We start from the raw sequence: 19,778 nt of genomic DNA, 5'->3' as shown, positions 1-19,778 counted from the left end.
GGGCGGCAGGAGGAGATGATCCTCGCGCCGCTGCCGTCCGCGCAGGCGGCGAGCCGGGCCGGGGAGACTCCCGAGCTGCGCACGATGTTCGCCACCCACTCCGCGCTGCTCGCGGAGCGCCTCAAGTCGGAGCTCCAGCACAAGATCTACGGCCGCTCCCCGCACCGCATCCTGCGCGTGGAGGAGCCCGAGGGCCCCAGCACCGCCGGTGGCAAGCAGGCCCGGCAGGCCATCTCGCTGGTGGATCGCAAGGGCGTCGCGCCCGCGCTCATCGCCGGCTGGGTGGACGTGGCCAAGGGCCAGGCGTCCCTGCGCAACCACGAGGCCGTGGCGAAGCGCTACGAGTTCCAGCACGGCAACCCGCTGGAGCTCATCCCGGAGGAATACGACAAGTTCCTCACCGACGTGGAAGAGGTCCTGCGCACCTCGGCCATCCAGGTCCGCATCCTCGTGCCGGATGAGTCCGTGCCCACCCGGGCCACCGTGGGACAGCAGGTGCCTCGCAGCCGGGGCGTCCCCGTCCGCTGGGTGTTGCTGCTCGTCACCGTGGCCTTCCTGATGGGGCTCGCGGGCGGCGCGCTGTACGGCGGCGGCGGCTGAAAACCGGCGGGCCCCAAGCACGGCCCACGAATCACGCAACCAGGAATAAATCGCCCATCCGTATCTCCCCCGAGTCTCCGGGCGCGCCACGGCGTGGTGGGGACCTCGCACCGCATCCCGCGGTCGCGAGGTCACGTCGCGCGTCCGGATACCCGCACACGACCTGTCACGAACGGCCGCGCGCTCGCGCGACCGTCAGGGCACGGGTCTGCCCTTCGAGGGGGAACGACAATGAGACAACGCGTACGCAGCGCATGGTGGGCCGTGGTGGCCACCGTCGGCCTGATGGCCTGTGGTCCCGAGCCGGAACCGGAACCCGGGCCCACCGTGGAGGCATTGGGGGCCTCCCAGGAGCAGTCCCTGGATGGCAGCACCTGCCGTCCCACGTCCGAGCCCGTGGTGGGCAGCGGACTGAACCAGATGTGCACGGGGCCGTGGGAGTACCGCGACCTGTGCTTCAAGACGGGCAGCTCGGCCGCGTGCGGAAGCCCCATCGGCTACGAGCCCGCGACCTGCAACAAGACCTGCAGCCATCCCACCGTCTTCCAGGTGCAGACGCACGGCGGGACCAGCGCCGGCGTGTATCGCACGACGCGTGCGTGCGACTACTCGGAGAAGCCGCCCTGCGAGACGACGTACCGGACGACGTACAGCAAGTCGTGCGAGTCGGTGGCCAGCGACCTGATCATCACCCTGCGCAACGAGGGCAAGGAGTTCGCCAGCCGGCCGCTGAGCATCGCCAGCGTGACGACGGGTGCGCGAACGTACGGGACGACGCGCGTCATCACCAACACCAGCGCGCTGTACATCACCGAGGCGAACTTCACCGAGGCGTGCACCATCGTCATCGACAACGTGGGCCTGAACTGGACCACGAACGCGGACCCCATGTGCGGCACGCAGGCCTGCAACGGCGCGCCCATCTACTCCACGTGCCGTGACCCGAGCTTCGGCACGGAGCCGAACCCGGCCACCTGTGACGGGCTTCCCGGCAAGGGCGTGAAGTACTCGCAGCCCGGCCTGACGCCCCTCCAGGTGGACCCCGCGCAGACCGTCGCGGACTTCCGGCAGGACGGTGCGCTGCCCAACCGGCCGCTCTGCCTCACCGCGGACGGCATCCCCTTCTCCAACGCGCAGGCGAAGTACGACGCGCTCCAGACGCAGTGGAACCGCGTGGCGTCCCTGCCGGCGATGGCGGTGGATCAGCCGGTGCAGCGCCGCGCCCTGGTGGACGCCTTCAAGGTCCTCTTCGAGCTGCAGGGCCACCAGCTCACCGCTCCGCAGCAGGACTTCATCCTCCAGCGCTACGGCGACTACCCGGACTTCAACCGGGTGACGCGCGTGGACGCCACCGTGGACTTCGACTGGGCCCTGGGTTCGCCCTCCAACGCCATCGCCCCGGAGACGTTCTCCGCGCGCTGGACGGGAGAGGTGCTGGCGCCCGTGACGGGGACGTACGTGTTCGAGACGACCGCGGATGACGGCGTGCGCCTCTGGGTCAACGACACGCTGCTGGTGGACAAGTGGTTCCCCCAGTCCGCGACGTCGTACTCGGGCTCCATCGTCCTGCAGGCGGACCAGCGCTATGCGCTGCGCATGGAGTACTTCGAGAACGGCAACGCCGCCTCGGCCCGCCTGCGCTGGACGCCTCCGGGCGCCACCGGGCTGGTGGTCATCCCCTCGAGCCAGCTCTTCCTGACCGGCTCCGCCACCGCGCACGGCCTGCGCGCGGAGTACTTCGACGACCTCAACCTCACCTCCACCAACTGCAACGCCTGGGCGCCCCCGGCCGCCTCGGAGACGTGCACGGGCACCAGCGGCGTGGATGCCTCGCTCGCCCTGTGTCACCGGATGGCCCAGTCGCATGTCCCGACGGACCGCGTCGCTACCGTGTGGCAGCGCTGCATGGACGCGGCCACCAGCGCCGCGGCCGTGTCGTGCCCCGGCACCTCGTCCTATCCCCAGGCCTGGTACGACATCAGCCAGGCGCTGCTGCGCAAGGACGTCGTCGCGCTCCAGCGTGACAGCCTCGGGCAGCTCAAGCAGGACGACCTGCAGAAGCGCCTGTCGCGCCTCAACCAGTGGTACACGCTCGCGCGCACCACGGTGCACGGCGGCGCGGCGGTGCCCCCGGCGCTCGTCAAGGACCTGGATGCGACGTACAGCGACTTCTGGAAGGCGGCGTACGCGGGCGGCCTGCTCAGCAATGACGGCACGCAGCTGTTGAGCGCGGACCCGTTCAACACCGGGCTCGCCACCGACCGCGCGCTGCTCACCGCGGCCCTCACCCCGATGTCCGGCTCCACGTCGCTGCCCCTGGGCAACGCGCCCCTGCTGATGCTGATGGGCGACGGCCTCAAGGGCCTGCATGACCGCATCACCGACGTCAGCCAGCTGCACGACCTGGGCTGCCGCTTCATGGGCTGCGCGGGCCCCTCGCCCGTGCGCACCGAGGTGAGCGAGCTGTGGCGCCTGCTGGGCACGATGGCCGACGAGACGGCGCTCGACGCCGCGGTGCTGGGCGCGTCCAACCTGGCGCTCGCGCCCGCGGAGCGCGCCGCCTGGCGGGGGCTGTTCGAGAAGGCACGGCAGAACCACGGCGCCCTGCGCACCGCGGTCACGGAGGTCTTCGGCGCGACGACCTACGACAAGGCCCTGCTGCTGACGACGCCGCCGGCACTGGTTCCCCCTCCCGCGCTGCTGCTGGTTCGCGCCATCCAGGACGGTGATACGCGCACGGCCAGCTACCTCAAGTCGGGCGGCTTCCTGCCCAGCGCGCGCAACTCGCTGCGCGCCGGCATCCAGGAGACCAAGCGCAGCCAGCTGGATGACCGCATCACCCAGCGGACCCAGGAGCTGACCACGGCCAAGGCGGAGTTCCTCCAGTACCGCACGGACTACGTGAACGCGCGCCTGGCGGAGCTGGGCAACACGCAGCAGGTGGGCAGCATCCTCGACCAGCTCAAGCTGCGCTACGCGGAGTTCGACCAGCTCGCCGTGGACCTCGTGGGCCTGCGCGCCAACGCCGCGCAGGAGGAGGCCGCCTTCGGTGACTTCGCCAGCGCCTTCAAGGTCGCCAGCGACTCCGAGCAGGCGGACCTGGCGAAGCTGGCCATCACCCGCGGCGCGGTGGACACGCTGTCCATCTCCGCCGCCGAGGCCCGCTTCTCCCCGTGGTCGGGCTCCACCGACCTCGCGTCCTTCGCGGTGCAGAAGAACGGCGCGCCCTGGACCGTGGCCGCCAACGCGGGCGACATCATCAACGTGGCGGCGCGCAACCAGTGGGCCCCCACCTGCGTGCTGACCCACGCGCAGCTGCGCAAGCCCATGGACGCGGACGGCACCCTCGCGAACGTGCAGGTCAACGGCGCCCTCACCGGCCCCGAGGGCTTCCTCGTGCAGTTCAGCGACAACGCCTTCACCGCGCAGTCCAACGCCACGTCCAAGTACGCGGGCGCCTCCGCCTCCGCCCGGGCTTGCGCGGGCGTCCGGGTGGAGAGCGGCGTGAGCTGGGACTTCATGTTCGTGGCCAAGGCCGTCGCGTACGCCTCCGTGGAGGCCTGCATCGCCGGTGAGGTGGGCATCCGCACCTCCAGCGACTCCAGCTCCGGTGGGGACCAGCGCGTCAGCGCCACGTACAACACCGGCCTGCGGCTGAACGGCACGCCGTTCCCCAAGCTGCCCGCGGGCTCGCTGCTCCTGGTTCAGCGGGAGAGGGGCACCCAGACGCTGCGCGACGTGCAGGTGGTGCAGCCCAATATGTCGGTCATCGTCGGCCGCAAGGCGGGGCTGGCGGACGGACAGGTGGATCCGGGCGTGGACCTGTACTTCGTCGCCAATGACGCGGCCTCCGTGCTCACGCCGTTCGGCACCCAGTCCTGCACCCCGGACACCAGCCACTCGCTGACCGTGGATGTGCAGCGGCTGGTGCCCGCGGGCAGCGCGGTGAGGCAGATGGCCCCCGCGATGGCGCGCGTCATCACCGACATGCGCGCGGCCACCGAGTCGCTCGTCAACCAGGGCCGGGTGCTGTCCCAGGACATGCTGGCCCGCCGTCAGGCGGCCACGTCGTCGCTCTACGAGGCCTGCCGCCAGGAGACGCAGTGCAACGTGACGGGCACGTGCAACAGCGTGTGCGACCTCACCCAGTTCCCGCCGTCGCTGATGTCGCTCTACGAGACGTTCGTCTCCAAGGAGCTGGCGCGGCTGGAGCGCAAGGTGGAGATCCGCGCGGTGGAGCGCCGGATGGAGCTGATGGCGATGGAGATGAAGGCGCTGTCGAACGCGCTGGAGGCGACGCAGGTGCAGGGCCGCATCCTGCGGCTGGTGCCGGCGTGGAGCCTGCGCAACCTGGACGGGGAGAAGCTGCGCCTGCGCACGCAGAACCTGGCCACGCTCGTCACCGACTCGCTCTACCCGGTGCTGGACCTGCGCTACCCGTTCGTCCTCTCCGGCCTGAAGACGAACCAGGCCATCTCCAACCTGGTGCGTGCCGACTGGTCCCAGGCCTACGTGAACCTGGCCGACCTGGAGCTGTCCGCCGTGTCGGCGGTCACCGGGGCGCTGGCGGACGGGCGCTTCGTGGACAAGGACCCCAGCTACACGCTGGTGGCGCTGAGCTTCCCGCGTCCGGGCTTCCCCGCCACGACCTCGCCGTGGCTGAAGGCCAGCCCGGAGCGCTCCAAGGCGCTGTGGGATTCGCTGATGGACGTGACCAACCCCAAGGCCGCCTTCTCCGTGCAGGTCGTCCCGTCTGACTTCTACGTCGATGACGGCGCCTTCTCCGGCGCGCTCCAGTGCACGGAGGGCACGCCCATCCTGCACCGCGTGGGCCTGTTCTTCGTGCGCACCGGGGGCTCGACGGGTGCGGAGAACACCACGCTCAACGGTCAGCCGTTGCGCGCGGCCTCCACGTTCGAACAGGAGCTGACCTTCACCGGGCCCCAGGGCACGAAGACCTACTTCATCGAGGATGATCTCCTGGAAGGCCCCCGTTGGCGCCTGGGACAGAACCGCGTCCACTTCGGCCTGTCCGCCGCCGCCGTCAACACGTTCGAGCTCGGCGAGTTCGCCAAGCCCGTCAACGACCAGGCCTCCGGTGGAGACGGACTGTCGCCCTTCAGCACCGTGAAGTTCGACGTGACGGGCCTGCGCACCAATCCCATCCATCCGCTGGATGCGGCCTCGGAGCTGGTGCTCGTCTACAAGGTGGACCGGCGCACGGTGTCGTCCATGCCGGAGCCGCTCATCTGCCAGTAGTCGCAGCGCGGTAGCAGACACTTCAGTCGCCGTCTCGCGGGAGCGCCGGTTCCGGCGCTCCCGCGGTTGTTTCCGCCGTCCGTGACGCCCTGGTGGGCCGGGACCGCGGCTTTCCTCCCTTCATTGTCAGCAGGAGTCTTCATGTCGCCGCTGCGGAAGCTGTCCGTGGCTTTGGTGTGTCTTGTCGCGCCCGGGGCCCTGGCCCAGTCCGAGCCTTTCGCGGACGCGCGCGTGCAGACACCCGAGCTCGCCGCCCCGAAACGGGGCTCTCTCGTAGGGCAGTACGCCCACACCGCCTTTGGCCCGGCCGATGTCAGCCGGGGAGGCTTCAGCCTGCCGTCGCCCTTCCAGGTGCCGCAGGACCGGGGCCCGCTGCTCGTGCAGCCCTTTCCCACGTACTCGCCCGACGGGGGCCTGAACGAGTGGGGCATGGGCTGGAGCACCACCCTGTCCATCCAGCGCACGCGGGCGCGCGGAGAGCTGGACTACGCCACCGATGATCTCACCGGCCCCTGGGGGCGCATGGTGAAGGGCACGGATGGCGCGTGGCACTCCGCGGACGTGACGTCCGCCGTGCGGCTGGTGGAGGTGGGCACGTCGCTGGTGGCGTACCTGCCGGACGGCGGCCGGTGGACCTTCGGCGCCCAGGTGCGGGTGGACACGCCGCGCGGCACCCACTCCTGGTTCCTGGAGGAGGCGCGTGACGCCACCGGCCAGGGCGCGCGCCTGACGTGGGCGGTGAACCCGTCCGGCCGTCCCTTCCTGGAGCGCGTGCGCTACGGCGGCCGGGGCGAGGACTTCCACTACGAGGTGTCGTGGACGTACGCCGCGCTCACCACGCCGTTCGTGGACTACCGCAGCGGCGCGCCGCTGAAGCTGGACCGGCGCGTCCAGGACGTGGTGCTGCGCGTGCAAGTCCCCGGCACCGGCACCCTGGCCGAGCGCTGGCGCTACACGCTGGGCTACCAGGACGATGACCTGGGGCCGGCCTTCCGTCTCACGCAGGTGCAGCAGGTCTACGCCTCCGGGGCGCGGCCTCCCGCCACGCAGTACACCTACCAGGGCGTGAACGAGACGCTCCAGGCGGCGCAATTCCAGACCGCGACGGTGCTGGATGGCGTGGTGGCCGCGTTCGGCGGAGACGCCTTCCAGCCCGACCATGCGTCGCTGCTGGACGTGGACGCGGACGGCCGGTTGGACATCGAGCACCATCAGCGCAACACGCTCTTCGTCCAGGAGGGCACGGGGTTCCGCGTGGAGGAGCTGCCGCCGGCCGGACCCAACACCATCCCCGAGTGCCGCGCGCCGGAGTCGCTCTACAACGAGCCCCGGCACCTGGTGCAGTTCGGGCCGGACTCGGACGAGCACCAGGTGGTGGACCTGCTCGGGGACGGCGCCTTCCAGAGCACCGCGCTGACGGTGTGCACGCGCGCCGGGCAGTTGGTGACGCGCCAGACGCTCCCGGGCCACTGGGAGCTGGGCCCGCAGACGCGGCTCGTGGACCTGAACAAGGACCGTCGGCCGGACCTGCTGCGCGTGTACGAGGGCGGCTACGACGTGCTGCCCAACGTGAGCACCCATCCCGTGGTGCCCGCGTTCGGCCCGATGGTGAGCGGCGGCCTGATGCCGTACTTCACGCCGCACACCAGTTGGGTGCAGGACCTCAACGGCGATGGCCAGTCGGACCTCGTCGCGCGGCACGAGGGCGGCCTCGTGGTGTGGTACGGCCAGGGCCAGTACCAGTTCGACGGCGCGGGGCAGGGCATGCCGGTGCGCCTGTGGTACGGCGGCGAGCTGAGCGGCCTGTTGGACTACCAGCTCGCGTTCGTGGACCTGAACAAGGACGGCCTGTCGGACCTGGTGCTGTACCAGCAGGGCTACGCGCTCTTCTTCGTGAACACCGGCGAGGAGTTCACGGAGGTGCGCGCCCCCCTGGGTAACTTCTTCGACGGTCTGCCTGGCCCGGTGGTGGTGGGCGACCTCACCGGCACGGGCGGCACGCAGCTGTCCACCGTGCGGCTGGGACAGGCGTACTCCGTCACCCTGGACGCGCCGGGCACGGGGCTGATGCGCACCGCGGACGACGGCAAGGGCACGCGGCTCTCCTTCCAGTACGCCTGGAGCCCGCCCGCCGTCGGCACCTACCAGCGCGAGGCCGTGCTCTCCGCGCTGGATGTCACGTCCTCCGGCCACCCGCTGGAGCACATCACCTACGACTACGCGAAGCCCGCCATCCACCCGGTGAGCCGGACGCTGCTGGGCTTCGAGGACGTGTCCCGCTCCACGCCGGTGGGCACCGAAAGCTCCACCTTCTCCCATGACACGCGGCAGACGGGCCTGCTCGTCTCCAGCACGTCCACCGACGCGCGCACGCCGGGCGTGGAGCGCTTCGAGTCGCGCGTGTACGACGCGACGAGCTCCTTCGGCCTGCCGTGGAAGCGGCTGCGCGAGCAGCACAGCGGCTGGCGCTCCGGCGCGCGCCAGGTGGAGGAGTGGACGGAGTACCAGGCCTATGCGGCGGAGCTCTGCCCCTCGCGCACCGTGCTGCACACCGTGAACGGCACGCTCACGACGGAGCACACCCGCGCGAATCCCTCCGGCCTCACGGGCCACCTGCACTGCCTGGACAGCGGCGTGGTGATGACGGGCCAGCACGCGGACGCGACGCTGGACTTCCGCCACGAGTCCCGGCTCACGCGCAACGCGGTGGGCCTGTTGGAGAAGCTGGAGAGCGTGGCGCCGTCCGGTGCGGTGACGCTCCAGGAGGTCGTCTACCGTCAGGACTTCTCCGTGGAGCACGTGTCCGTGCCGGGGCGGGGCACGTCCTGGTTCGACTTCGAGCCGGGCGGCACGCTGCTGCGCAAGGTGACGTCACCGGATGGCACCACCGTGGAGGTGACGGGCCGCGAGTCGCTGACCGACGCCGTGCGGTCCCTGCGCTACGGCCAGGGCACGGCGAGCTACTCGGAGTCCTTCCGCTACGACGGCGAGGAGCGGCTGGCGCGCCAGTGGGATGATCAGGGCCACGCAACGGAGACGAACCCCTCCATGCTCCTGTCCTACCAGTACGCCACCGCGCTGAAGCCCGCGCTGGTGGAGGTGGAGTCGCTGGTGGACGCGTACAGCAACGCCCACCGCAAGCTCGCCGAGTGGAGCACCGCGGATGGCGAGCCCGTGGCCACCGCGCAGCGCATCCCGGGAGGGTGGACCTTCCAGGGCGTCACGACCTACGACCCGGCCCAGTTGGAGACGCGCAAGTACCAGCGCCCCACGGCGCCGGCCACGCTCCAGCCGACGCAGGTGTCGTACGGCGACCTGCTCGCGGGCACCGCGTCGCTCGGCTTGAGCCGGGGGGCGGCCTTCGGCCACGTGGTGGAGGCCTCCTCGCTGCTGCAGACGGGCGTCACCCAGCAGCACCAGACGACCCTGACGGTGGAGGCCGGGGGCGTGCGGCGGGACACGCGGGAGAACGGCGAGTATCTGACCTCCAGCTGGACGGATGCCTCGGACCGCGTGCGCGTGTTCCAGGATCAGGAGGGCGCGCGCTACGAGTACACCCACGACGTGCTGGGCCGCGTGCGCGGCGTGCTGCTGCCGGATGGCAAGCACCACTGGCTGTCGTTGGACGCGCACGGCCGGGTGACCCGTGTGCTGCGCGAGGGCATCGCCAAAGTGGAGTACACCTATGACACGGTCACGGGCCTGCCCAAGGACCGCCTGTTCCTGACCTCGTCGGGGGCGCTGCGGCGCATCGAGTCGTGGACGTACGACGCCGTGGGCCGCAAGACGGAGGAGCTGCACACCGACGTGGCCACCGGCGCGACGCAGCGCTACCAGCACTACTACGACGGCGCCACGCCCCAGCAGCCCACGCAGCGCACCCACCTGGGTGAGCACACGGGCGTCTCGGGCGAGGGCTTCCAGAAGACCTTCGAGTACCGCGCGGACGGCAAGGTGAAGCGCCGGGTGGTGACCCTCACGGGCTGGCGCACGGTGGAGACGCTGTTCGGCTACACGGATGGCGGCGACGCCGTCACGGAGACGACGAGCGTGCGCGATGTGACGGGCGCGCTCCTGTCGCTCCACACCCAGGAGCAGCGCTGGGACACGCACGGGCGCTTGTCGGAGACGCTGTTGGATGGCGCCTCGCTGGCCCTCTACGGCTACGACGGTGACGGGCAGCCGCTGACGGCGGACTTCGCCACCGGTGGCCGGGTGACGCTGGGCTACGACCCGCTCACGCGGCGGCGGCTGTCCAAGAAGCAGCAGGGCCCGGGATGGACCGCGTCCGTGGGGCAGCGGATGGACTCCCGGGGCAATGTGGCCTCGGAGACCTACGCCGCGGGCGGGGTGTCGCTGTATCGCCAGTATGCCTATTCGCCCAAGGGCTTCCTCGTGAGCTCCACGGACGCCGCGCACGCCTATGGCTACGGCTTCGACGCCAGTGGCCTGCCGACGGTCATCGAAGAGGATGGCGTGCGGCGCACGATCACCACGCAGGGCAACACGCTGACGTCGGGCGCGGTGACGTACACGTTCGACGACCAGGGCCGCACGGTGTCGAAGAACGACCTGATCTTCGAGTACGGCCCCCACGGGCAGGTGTCGCGCGTCGTCCGGGGCACCCGGGCGTGGCGCTTCCTCTACGACGAGGCGGGACAGCGGCTGCTCAAGCTGGAGGGCACGACGCCGCTGACTGCGTACCTGGAGGGCGGCGGGGTGCTGGATGCGAACGGGCTGACGCGGCCGTTCCGCTTCGCGGGCCAGGTGGTGGGACTGATCCACGAAGGTGTCTTCCAGATGGTGGGCGCGGACAGCCGGGGCACGGTGATGACGGATGGCGTGGGGCAGCTGCTGCTCGCGTCGCCGTTCGGTGCCCGCGCGCACCGTCCGGTCAGCTCCGCCGTGCTGGACTTCGTGGAGAAGGGCTTCGACGCGGACCTGGGGCTCGTGCGCATGGGCGCGCGAGACTACGACCCGGACATCAACCGCTTCCTCACGCCGGACCCACTCTTCCTGCAAGAGCCGGCGCGGTGCGTGGACAGCCCGGTGGAGTGCAACCTCTACGCGTACGCCCTCAACGCGCCCACGCGCTACGTGGACCCGAGCGGCTACAAGGCGAAGGCGGCCGCCGCGGCGGCAGCGCCCGCCGCGCCGGAGGTGCCCGAGGTGACGGTCACCGGCTACACCGTGGAGATGCAGCGCTTCAAGTCGCTGGAGCACGGCGCGCGGACCTCGACGAACGCCATCGTGTTGCACCGCACCGCCGGCTCCACGGGCGTCGGTGCCCTGGGCGGCTACCTGAAGGGGGAGCGCAAGGGGATGGGGGCGCACTTCCTCGTGGATGAGAACGGCAAGATCACCCAGACGATGAAGCTGGACCAGACGGCGCACCACGTCGGCGAGATGCGCGCGCGGTGCGAACAGGAGGCCAACTGCTCGGCCACCGAGAAGGCGGCCCTCAAGAAGCTCTGGGAGACGAAGGGCGTCGGGTACTCGAAGAAGACGGAGCTGGTCCACGACTACGAGCTCACCACCAAGAGCTACCCGGCCCGCTACCCCCTCAACGCCGAGAGCATTGGCATTGAAGTGGTGGGCGTGAAGGACGCGAAGGGGGCCTTCGAAGCGCCTTCCCAGGCGCAGATCGACGCGGTGACGGCCCTGGTGACCGCGTTGCAAACGCAATACACGCTCACCAACGCGGACGTGATTGCCCATGGTGTCATGTGTTACAAAGATGATCCCCGCAGCGAGGGGACGGGGTTCGGGTACTGACATGGAAAGCCATGACCGACGAAGCAGTGGCTGGCGGGCGGGCGGGGTGCTGCTCGCGCTGACGGCTCCCCTGGCGCTGGGTGCGACTCCGACTCCGGCTCCGACGTGGAGCGTGCCCGCCGACGCGCGGATCGAACACGTCGAAGCGGGGATGCAGAAGGGCCAGGAGGACAACTACATGAAGGAGCACTGCGGGGACTTCACACTCTCCGCGGAGGAGACCCTCATCTACCTGCGCTCCGCGAAGGTGCTGCCCGAAGCCCAGGTGCACGATGCGTTCGACTGGCTCCCCTGCGTCGTGCGCGGGACCCTGGTGTCGGGCAAGAAGCCCCGCAAGGTGGTGGGCTTCGAGATCTCCGCGCTGTTCACGGCCCACATCTACGAGGAGGGCAAGCCCACCACGTACCTCGTCTGTGAGGGCGCCTGCGCGACACGGATGGAGAAGATCCTCGTGAGCCACGAGAAGTAGGCCGCGGCACTGTCCGCTGAAGCAAAGGGGGCTGCTCACCGGTGCGATGGCCGGGGAGCGGCCCCCCTTCCATGTTGGTGCCTTCCGTCCTGAACGGAGGCAACCCATGGCCCTGTCCCGTCACCGTCCCAAGTCCCACCTCCGCAAGCTGCTGGGCGGCTTCGTCGTCGCGCTGGCGGAAGTCTTCGCGCCGCGCTCCGTGCTCGCGAACGGCCCCCCGCGTCTGGAGGGCTGGCCGCGTCAGCGCCGCGTGCCCGTCCCGGGGCAGGGCTCTCGGAGGTTTGGAATCCAAGGAGCGGATCCGCGCCGCCTGGAGTGACGCAAGGTGACATCGGGGCAGGGGGCCCCGTGGTACGGTGCTCGCGTCATTTTTCCGGGGGGGAGTTCACGAGTGCCCGCCCTGGAGCCCCGTGAGCCCCACCATGCGCAGAATCTCTTTGCTTGCCCTCGTCTGCCTCGTTGTCGGATCCGCGTGTTCGCGCGGCGACAAGGACGCGAAGGGCGGCACCCCGGAGACCGGCACCGCGCCGACTTCGTCCTCGAAGAACAACGGCCTCGCCGTCGAGCCCCTGCCGGAGCCGCCCGCGCTCCAGATCGATCCCGCCGAGGCGGCGGCCCAGGGACCCCTGACCGTCGTGGCCGCGCGGCCGCAGGGCAAGGCCCACGGCAACGTCCGGCCGACCATCACCTTCACCCGGCCGATGATCGCCCTGGGCACGGTGGCCCAGGAGCGCGGACTGGCGGCGCCCGCGAAGATTGAACCGCCGCTGAAGGGCGAGTGGCGCTGGCTGGGGTCGGCGAGCGTGGAGTTCGTGCCCGCGGACGGCGTGCGGCTGGCGACGAAGTACACGGTGACGGTGCCCGCGGGCCTCAAGGCCATGGACGGCTCCGCGCTGGAGGCGCCCTTCACCTTCGAGTTCGAGACCACGCGCCCGCTCCTCCAGGCCGTGCAGCCGGAGCCGGACTTCCACTGGGTGCAGCCGGAGCCGGTCTTCACGCTGGTGTTCAACCAGAAGGTGAAGGACCTGCCGCAGCACGCGCGCCTGGAACTGGCATCCGGTGCGCCGGTGCCGCTCACGCTGGTGAAGGAGACCGCGCTCGCGGACCTCAAGGCGGTGGAGGTGGGCAGCGGCCCGGAGCGCAGGTCGGAGGACCGGCGCGTGAAGTACGAGCTGAAGCCCGCGCAGAAGCTGGCCCCCGGCACGGCGTTCTCCCTGGTGGTGGACGCGGCGCTGACGGGCGTGGAAGGCCCGCTGCCCCTGGAGGAGGCGGTGCGCCACCCTTACTCCACCTACGGCGCGCTCAAGATGGAGTCGGCGGCCGCGTGCTCGTTCGACTATGGCAACTCGGAGTGCCCCTACGGCCCGTTGATCCTCTACACGTCCAACGAGGTGGACGTGGCGTCGCTGAAGGGCAAGGTGACGCTGGATCCGCCCGCGCAGATTGACTGGGACCGGATGCAGACCCGGATGCCCTGGCCCGGCGGCGAGCAGAAGTTCCCCTACGTGTCGGTGCCCGGCCGCTTCCGCCCCGGCACCACGTACAAGGTGAAGGTCGCCGCGGGCTACAAGGACGTCTTCGGCCAGACGGGCCCCGCCTTCCAGGACGAGGCGAAGCTCAGCGACGTGGAGCCCTCGTTCGACTCCGGCTCCACGGAGGCGCTGCTGGAGGCCTCCGGTGACGGCTCGCTGCCCCTGGTGGTGACCAACGTCCCGGAGGTGCAGGCGGAGGTGTGGGCGCTGTCCCCCGCGGAGCTGGCGCGCTTCCTGGGCACGGACACCCGCCCCGAGTCGTGGCCCACCACCGAGCCGGTGCGCACGACGCTGGACACGAAGGCCGCGCGCAACGTGGAGCGCACCGTGCCGTTCGAGCTGCGTCCGGCCTTCAACGGCGCGAAGACGGGCCTGTTCCTCGCGCGGCTGAACGCGCCCTCGCTCAAGGACAAGTCCCCGCGCCGCATCGTGGGGCAGGTGACGGATCTGGCGGTGCACGCGAAGCTGGGCGCGACCTCCAGCGTGGTGTGGGTGACGTCGCTGCAGACGGGTGCGCCGGTGCCGGACGCGAAGCTCACCGTCTGGGACAAGGCGGGCACGGAGCACTGGACGGGGACGACGGACGCCAACGGGCTCGCGAAGGTGCCGGGCCTGTCGGAGCTCATCGTCATGAAGCAGGAGTCCCCCTGGAACACGCCGTGGGCCATGGTGTCCGCGCAGAAGGACACCGACATCGGCGTGACGCTGTCCACCTGGGGCGGCGGCATGTATCCCGGCGCGTTCTCGCTGATGAGCGCGTGGGAGGGGCGCAGCCCGGACAGCCTGGGCTTCGTGTTCGCCGACCGCGGCATCTACCGCCCCGGCGATGACGTGATGTTCAAGGGCGTGACGCGCTACCGCCGCATGGGCGTGCTCAAGTCGCCGCCCGCCGGAGCGAAGGCCCGCGTGACGGTGACCAGCTCGCGCGGCGAGAAGGTCTTCGAGGGCGACGCCGTCATCACGAAGTACGGCACCTTCCGCTCGGACATGAAGCTGGGCAAGGACATGCCGCTGGGCTCGTATGACGTGTCCGCGAGCCTGAAGATCGAAGGCCAGACGCTGAGCTACAGCGGCAACTTCCGCGTGGAGGAGTACCGCGCGCCGCAGTTCCGCGTGGACGTGGCGGTGCCGAAGCAGCACGTGCCGGCGGGCGAGGCGCTCTCCGCGCGCGTGGATGCGCGCTACCTGTTCGGCGGGGCCATGGGCAACGCGCAGGTGCGCTGGAGCGTGGGCCGGGCCAGCTCCTTCTTCACGCCGCCGGGCAACGAGGCGTTCACCTTCGGCGTGAACACCTGGTGGTGGGACGACGAGCAGCCGGAGCACAGCAGCGAGACCTTCGCCACGGGCGAGGGGCGCACGGACGCCGCGGGGCAGCTGGCGCTGGCGCTGGGCACCGCGGAGACGCCGGGCGGCAAGACGTGGGAGTACACGCTGGAGGCGGAGGTGGAGGACGTCAACCGCCAGCGCATCGCCAACCGCAACCTGATCATCGTCCACCCCGCGGACGTGTACGCGGGCCTGCGCCTGCTCTCCACCGGCTTCGCGGAAGCCGGCAAGGAAGTGGGCCTGGAGGTGGTGGCGGTGACGCCCGCGGGCGCGCGGCAGGAGGGCATCGCGGTGGACGTGAACGTCAAGCGCCGCGAGTGGAAGTCCATCCGCAAGAAGGGCGAGGGCGGCCAGTGGTTCACCATCACGGAGCCGGTGGAGACGGAGGTGTCGAAGTGCTCGGTGAAGAGCGCCGCCACCCCGCAGGCGTGCCGCTTCACGCCCGGCGAGCCCGGCCTCTACGTGCTGGAGGCGGTGGCCACGGACGCGAAGGGCCGCAAGGCGACGACGCGCGACTCGCTCTACGTCACCGGCTCCGGCTGGGTGTCGTGGCAGCGCAACGACACGGACCGCATCGACCTGGTGGCGGACAAGCAGCTCTATGACGTGGGCGACACCGCGAAGATTTTGGTGAAGAGCCCGTACCCGCAGGCGGACGCGCTCGTCACGGTGGAGCGCGAGGGCGTGCTCAGCGTGCGTCGCGTGAAGCTCAAGGGCAGCGCCACGGCGCTGGACATCCCGCTGGGCGAGGGGGCCATCCCCAACGTCTTCGTGGGCGTGGTGCTGGTGCGCGGCCGCGTGGAGGCGTCCAAGGGCATCGAGTCCGGGGACGACCCGGGCCGTCCCGCCGTGCGCGTGGGCTACACGGAGCTGAAGGTGGAGAAGAAGCAGAAGCGCCTGTCGGTGTCGCTGACGCCGGATGCGCAGGACAAGCGCCCGCGCGACAAGGTGACGGTGAACGTCGCGGTGAAGGACGCGGCGGGCAAGGGCGCGAAGTCGGAGGTGACGCTCTGGGCCGTGGACGAGGGCGTGCTGCGCCTGACGGGCTACCAGGCGCCGGATCCGGTGGAGGCACTCTTCCAGCCGCGCGGCCTGTCGGTGCGCATTGGCGAGCCGCTCATCCACCTGGTGCTGCGCAAGCTGTACGGGGAGAAGGGCTCGAAGCCGGGCGGCTCCGGCGGTTCGGACACGACGGGCTCCGGCTTCCGGTCCAACTTCAAGACGACGGCGGTGTTCCAGTCGGTGGAGACGGACGACCAGGGGCAGGCGAAGGTGGAGTTCACGCTGCCCGACAACCTCACCACGTTCCGCATCATGGCCGTGGCGGTGACGGACGCGGACCGCTTCGGCGTGGGTGAGAGCAAGGTGCAGGTGTCCAAGCCGCTGCTGGCGTTGCCGGCGCTGCCCCGGCTGGTGCGCGTGGGCGACAAGGCGGAGGCGGGTGTGGTCATCCACACCACGAACCCGGCCATCAAGGAGGCGAAGGTCACCGCGCAGCTCACGGGCGTGCGGGTGGAGGGGCCGTCGGAGAAGACGGTGTCGCTGGTGGACGGCAAGGCCCGCGAGGTGCGCTTCACCTTCGTGGCCGAGCAGCCGGGCACCGCGGTGCTGCGCTTCTCCGTGACAGGCGGCGGGGAGACGGACGGGGTGGAGCAGAAGATCCCCGTGCAGCTCCCTGTCGGCCTGGAGGCGGTGGCCACGTACGGCGACACCACCAGCGAGCGGACGGAGGGGCTCAAGCCGCCGGGCGGCGTGCGGCCCGGCGTGGGCGGCCTCACGGTGACGATGTCGTCCACGGTGATGGGCGGCTTCGAGGAGTCGATGAACCAGCTGGTGGACTACCCCTACGGGTGCCTGGAGCAGATGTCGTCGCGGCTGGTGCCGTTCGTCGCGCTGCGCGAGCTGTCGGGCAAGTTCGGCGTGGCGTGGACGGGCGGTTCGGAGGAGCAGAAGCAGGCGTTCGTCCGGGGCTTCCTCAGCGAGGACGCGCTGAAGACGCAGGGCACGCTGGATCCGGACGCGGTGGTGACGGCGACGGTGCGCAAGATCGAAGCGCTCCAGAACCACGATGGCGGCTTCCGCTTCTGGGCGTCCAGCGACTGCACGTCGCCGTATGCCTCCGCGTACGCGACGCTGGCGTTGGCGCGGGCGAAGGAGGTCGGCTACCCGGTGAACGCCGAGGGGCTGGCGAAGGCGAAGAAGTTCCTGGCGGACAAGGTGGCGTCGGGCGTGTGCAACCGGTGCGGTGGGGACTGCCTCAACGCGGGGCCGGAGACGCGGGTCTTCGCGCTCTACACGCTGGCGCGCACGGGCTCTCCCCGGCCGTCGTACTACAACGAGCTGTTCGAGAAGCGGGCGGAGCTGCCGCTCTTCGCCCAGGCGATGCTGGCGGACGCCATCTTCGTGGGGAAGGGCAACCGGGAGCAGGGCCAGAAGCTGCTCCAGGAGCTGCTGAACAAGGCGCAGGAGTCCGCGGCGGGCGTGCACTTCCAGGAGACGGACGCGAAGACGTACGCGCCCCTCTGGTCGTCCGACACGCGCACCACGGCGCTGGTGCTCCAGACGCTGGTGAGCGTGACGCCGGACCACCCCTACGTGGCGAAGATGAGCCGCTACCTGGCGTCCTCGCGCGAAGGGGACGGGCGCTTCCGCAACACCCAGGAGGCGGCCTTCACGCTGATGGCGCTCTCGGAGGTGGTGCGCCGCAAGGAGAAGGACGTGCCGGCGTACGAGGCGGTGGTGAAGCTGGGCGGACAGGTGATTGCGTCCGCCGACTTCCGGGGCCGAGACCTGGGCGTGAAGACGGTGCAGGTGCCGGTGGAGAAGCTGGGCACGGCGGACAAGGCGCAGCCCTTGACCTTCGCCGTCAACGGCACGGGCAACCTCTACTACGGGGCGCTCCTGCGCTACGCGCCGGCCGCGATGCCGCTGGACGCGATGGACCGGGGCCTCATCGTCCAGCGCTGGTTCGAGCCGTACAACGGCGGCGGTCAGGCGAAGGCCGCGCGCGCGGGCGAGCTGGTCCGCGTGCGGGTGCGCGTGGCGACGTCGATGCGCCGCAACTTCGTCGTCGTGGACGTGCCGCTGCCCGCGGGCCTGGAGGCGGTGGACACGTCGCTCGCGAGCACCGCGCGCCTGCCCGGGCCGGTGGGCTCCGGCGAGGAGGAGGGCCCCGGCGAGGGCTACGAGTACGAGAGCGAAGAGGACCTGTCGGAGACGGACGGGGAGGGGAACAACCCCTGGGCGACGCGCTTCTGGTCTCCGTTCAACCACACGGAGATGCGGGATGACCGGGTCATCTTCTTCGCCGACGAGCTGCCGCCGGGCGTGCACGTGACGAGCTTCGTCGCCCGGGCCACGACGCCGGGTGACTTCGTGCTCAAGCCGGCGCACGCGGAGGAGATGTACACGCCGGAGGTCTTCGGACGCTCCGAGGGTGGACGCTTCCCGGTGGTGATGCCGGAAGAGGTCGCTTCGAAGTGATGAAGCGCTTCACGCTTCGGGGGATGGCGCGCGCCGTGGCGGTGGCCGCGGCGCTGATCGGGTTGGGGTGCGCGGGCTTCATCGCGATGCCCCTGCCCGGGACGTTGCTGTCCCGCGAGGCGCTGTCCTCGCTGGTGATCACCGACCGCACGGGCCATGCCCTGCGCGAGGTGCTCTCCCGCGAGGACGGACGCAGTGTGGGGCTGGCGGGGGCAGGCATCCCCCCGCTGGTGCGCGCGGCCTTCATCGCCGCGGAGGATCAGCGGTTCACGCGGCATCCGGGCGTGGACGTGGTGGCGGTGGCGCGGGCGGCGCGCGACAACGTGAAGGCGGGACGCATCGTGTCCGGTGCGTCCACGATTCCGCAGCAGCTGGCACGCAGGCTGGTGCCGCGCGAGCGCTCGTGGTGGGGCAAGGCCGGCGAGGCGCTGTGGGCGCTCCGGCTGACGGCGCACCTGTCCAAGGAGCAGGTGCTGCTGGAGTACCTGGACCGGGTGCCGCTGGGGAACTCCACCTTCGGGGTGGAGGCGGCGGCGCGGGGCTACTTCGGGCGGTCGGCGGACCGGCTGTCGGCGGGACAGGCGGCGCTGCTCGCGGGGATGGCCCGCTCGCCCGCGCGGCGCGACCCGTACCGGCGGCCGGACGCGGCGCTGCTGGGGATGCGAGGCGTGCTGGCGCGCATGGTGGAGGAGGGCTTCCTCACGCCAGAAGAGGCCCGGCTGGCGGCGGAGACGCCGCTGGACCTGGTGCCGCCCGAGCGGAGCTTCGAGGTGCCGCACCTGACGACGGCGCTGCTCCAGCGACTGCCGGCGCTGGGGTTGGATCGCGCGACGCGCATCGAGACGACCATCGACCCCGCGCTCCAGTCCGCGGTGGAGAAGGCGATGGTGGAGGAGCTGCGGGGACTGGAGGACCGAGGGGTGGGGGAGGCGGCGGCCATCGTCCTGGACAACGCGACGGGCGAGGTGCTCGCGTACGTGGGTTCTTCGGACTTCCTCGACGAGTCGAAGGGCGGGCAGAACGACGGCGTGCGTTCACTCCGCCAGCCGGGGTCCGCGCTGAAGCCGTTCGCGTACGGGCTCGCGCTGAGCAAGGGGTTCACGCCCTCCAGCGTGCTCGCGGACGTGGAGGTGCACCTGGCGACGCCGGGGGGCGCGTACGTGCCCAAGAACTATGACCGGCGCGTGCACGGGCCGGTGCGGCTGCGCGCGGCGCTGGCGTCCAGCTACAACATCCCGGCGGTGCGCGTGGCGGACGCGCTGGGGCCGGATCAGGTGCTGCGCGTGCTGCGCGAGGCGGGCTTCGAGAGCCTCAAGGAGAGCGCGTCGCACTAC

General features: G+C 70.8%; 6 protein-coding genes and 1 pseudogene. All 7 read left to right on the top strand.

All coding sequences use genetic code 11. The annotated features are described in order from the left end of the window. Window positions 1–600: pseudogene (locus tag D7V97_RS21330) on the top strand (hypothetical protein); the annotation flags it as partial. Window positions 601–831: 231 nt separating this feature from the next. After that, on the top strand, window positions 832–5,859 hold the full coding sequence (locus D7V97_RS21325; RefSeq protein WP_120612496.1) for a PA14 domain-containing protein: 5,028 nt from the start codon (window positions 832–834) through the stop codon (window positions 5,857–5,859). Between the two features lie 141 nt (window positions 5,860–6,000). After that, window positions 6,001–11,634 carry an N-acetylmuramoyl-L-alanine amidase gene (locus D7V97_RS21320; RefSeq protein WP_120612495.1) on the top strand — a complete coding sequence of 1,878 codons (5,634 nt, stop codon included), beginning with the start codon at window positions 6,001–6,003 and terminating at the stop codon, window positions 11,632–11,634. 1 nt (window position 11,635) lies between these two features. Next, on the top strand, window positions 11,636–12,103 hold the full coding sequence (locus D7V97_RS21315) for a hypothetical protein (RefSeq protein WP_147444911.1): 468 nt from the start codon (window positions 11,636–11,638) through the stop codon (window positions 12,101–12,103). A gap of 106 nt (window positions 12,104–12,209) precedes the next feature. After that, the gene (locus tag D7V97_RS21310; protein ID WP_120612493.1) at window positions 12,210–12,422 is read left to right on the top strand and encodes a hypothetical protein; all 213 of its coding nucleotides are present in this window, start codon (window positions 12,210–12,212) and stop codon (window positions 12,420–12,422) included. Window positions 12,423–12,525: 103 nt separating this feature from the next. Beyond that, window positions 12,526–18,444, top strand: coding sequence for an Ig-like domain-containing alpha-2-macroglobulin family protein (locus D7V97_RS21305; RefSeq protein WP_120612492.1), 5,919 nt, complete (start codon window positions 12,526–12,528; stop codon window positions 18,442–18,444). After that, window positions 18,444–19,778, top strand: a 1,335-nt coding sequence (locus D7V97_RS21300; protein ID WP_199728888.1) for a transglycosylase domain-containing protein, incomplete at its 3' end; no start/stop codon positions are given. The genes D7V97_RS21305 and D7V97_RS21300, both read left to right, overlap by 1 nt.

This window comes from Corallococcus sp. CA053C (assembly GCF_003611675.1).
Lineage (GTDB): Bacteria > Myxococcota > Myxococcia > Myxococcales > Myxococcaceae > Corallococcus.
The sequence above is the reverse complement of the archived record's forward strand: the minus strand, read 5'-3'. Positions and strand labels throughout refer to the sequence as shown.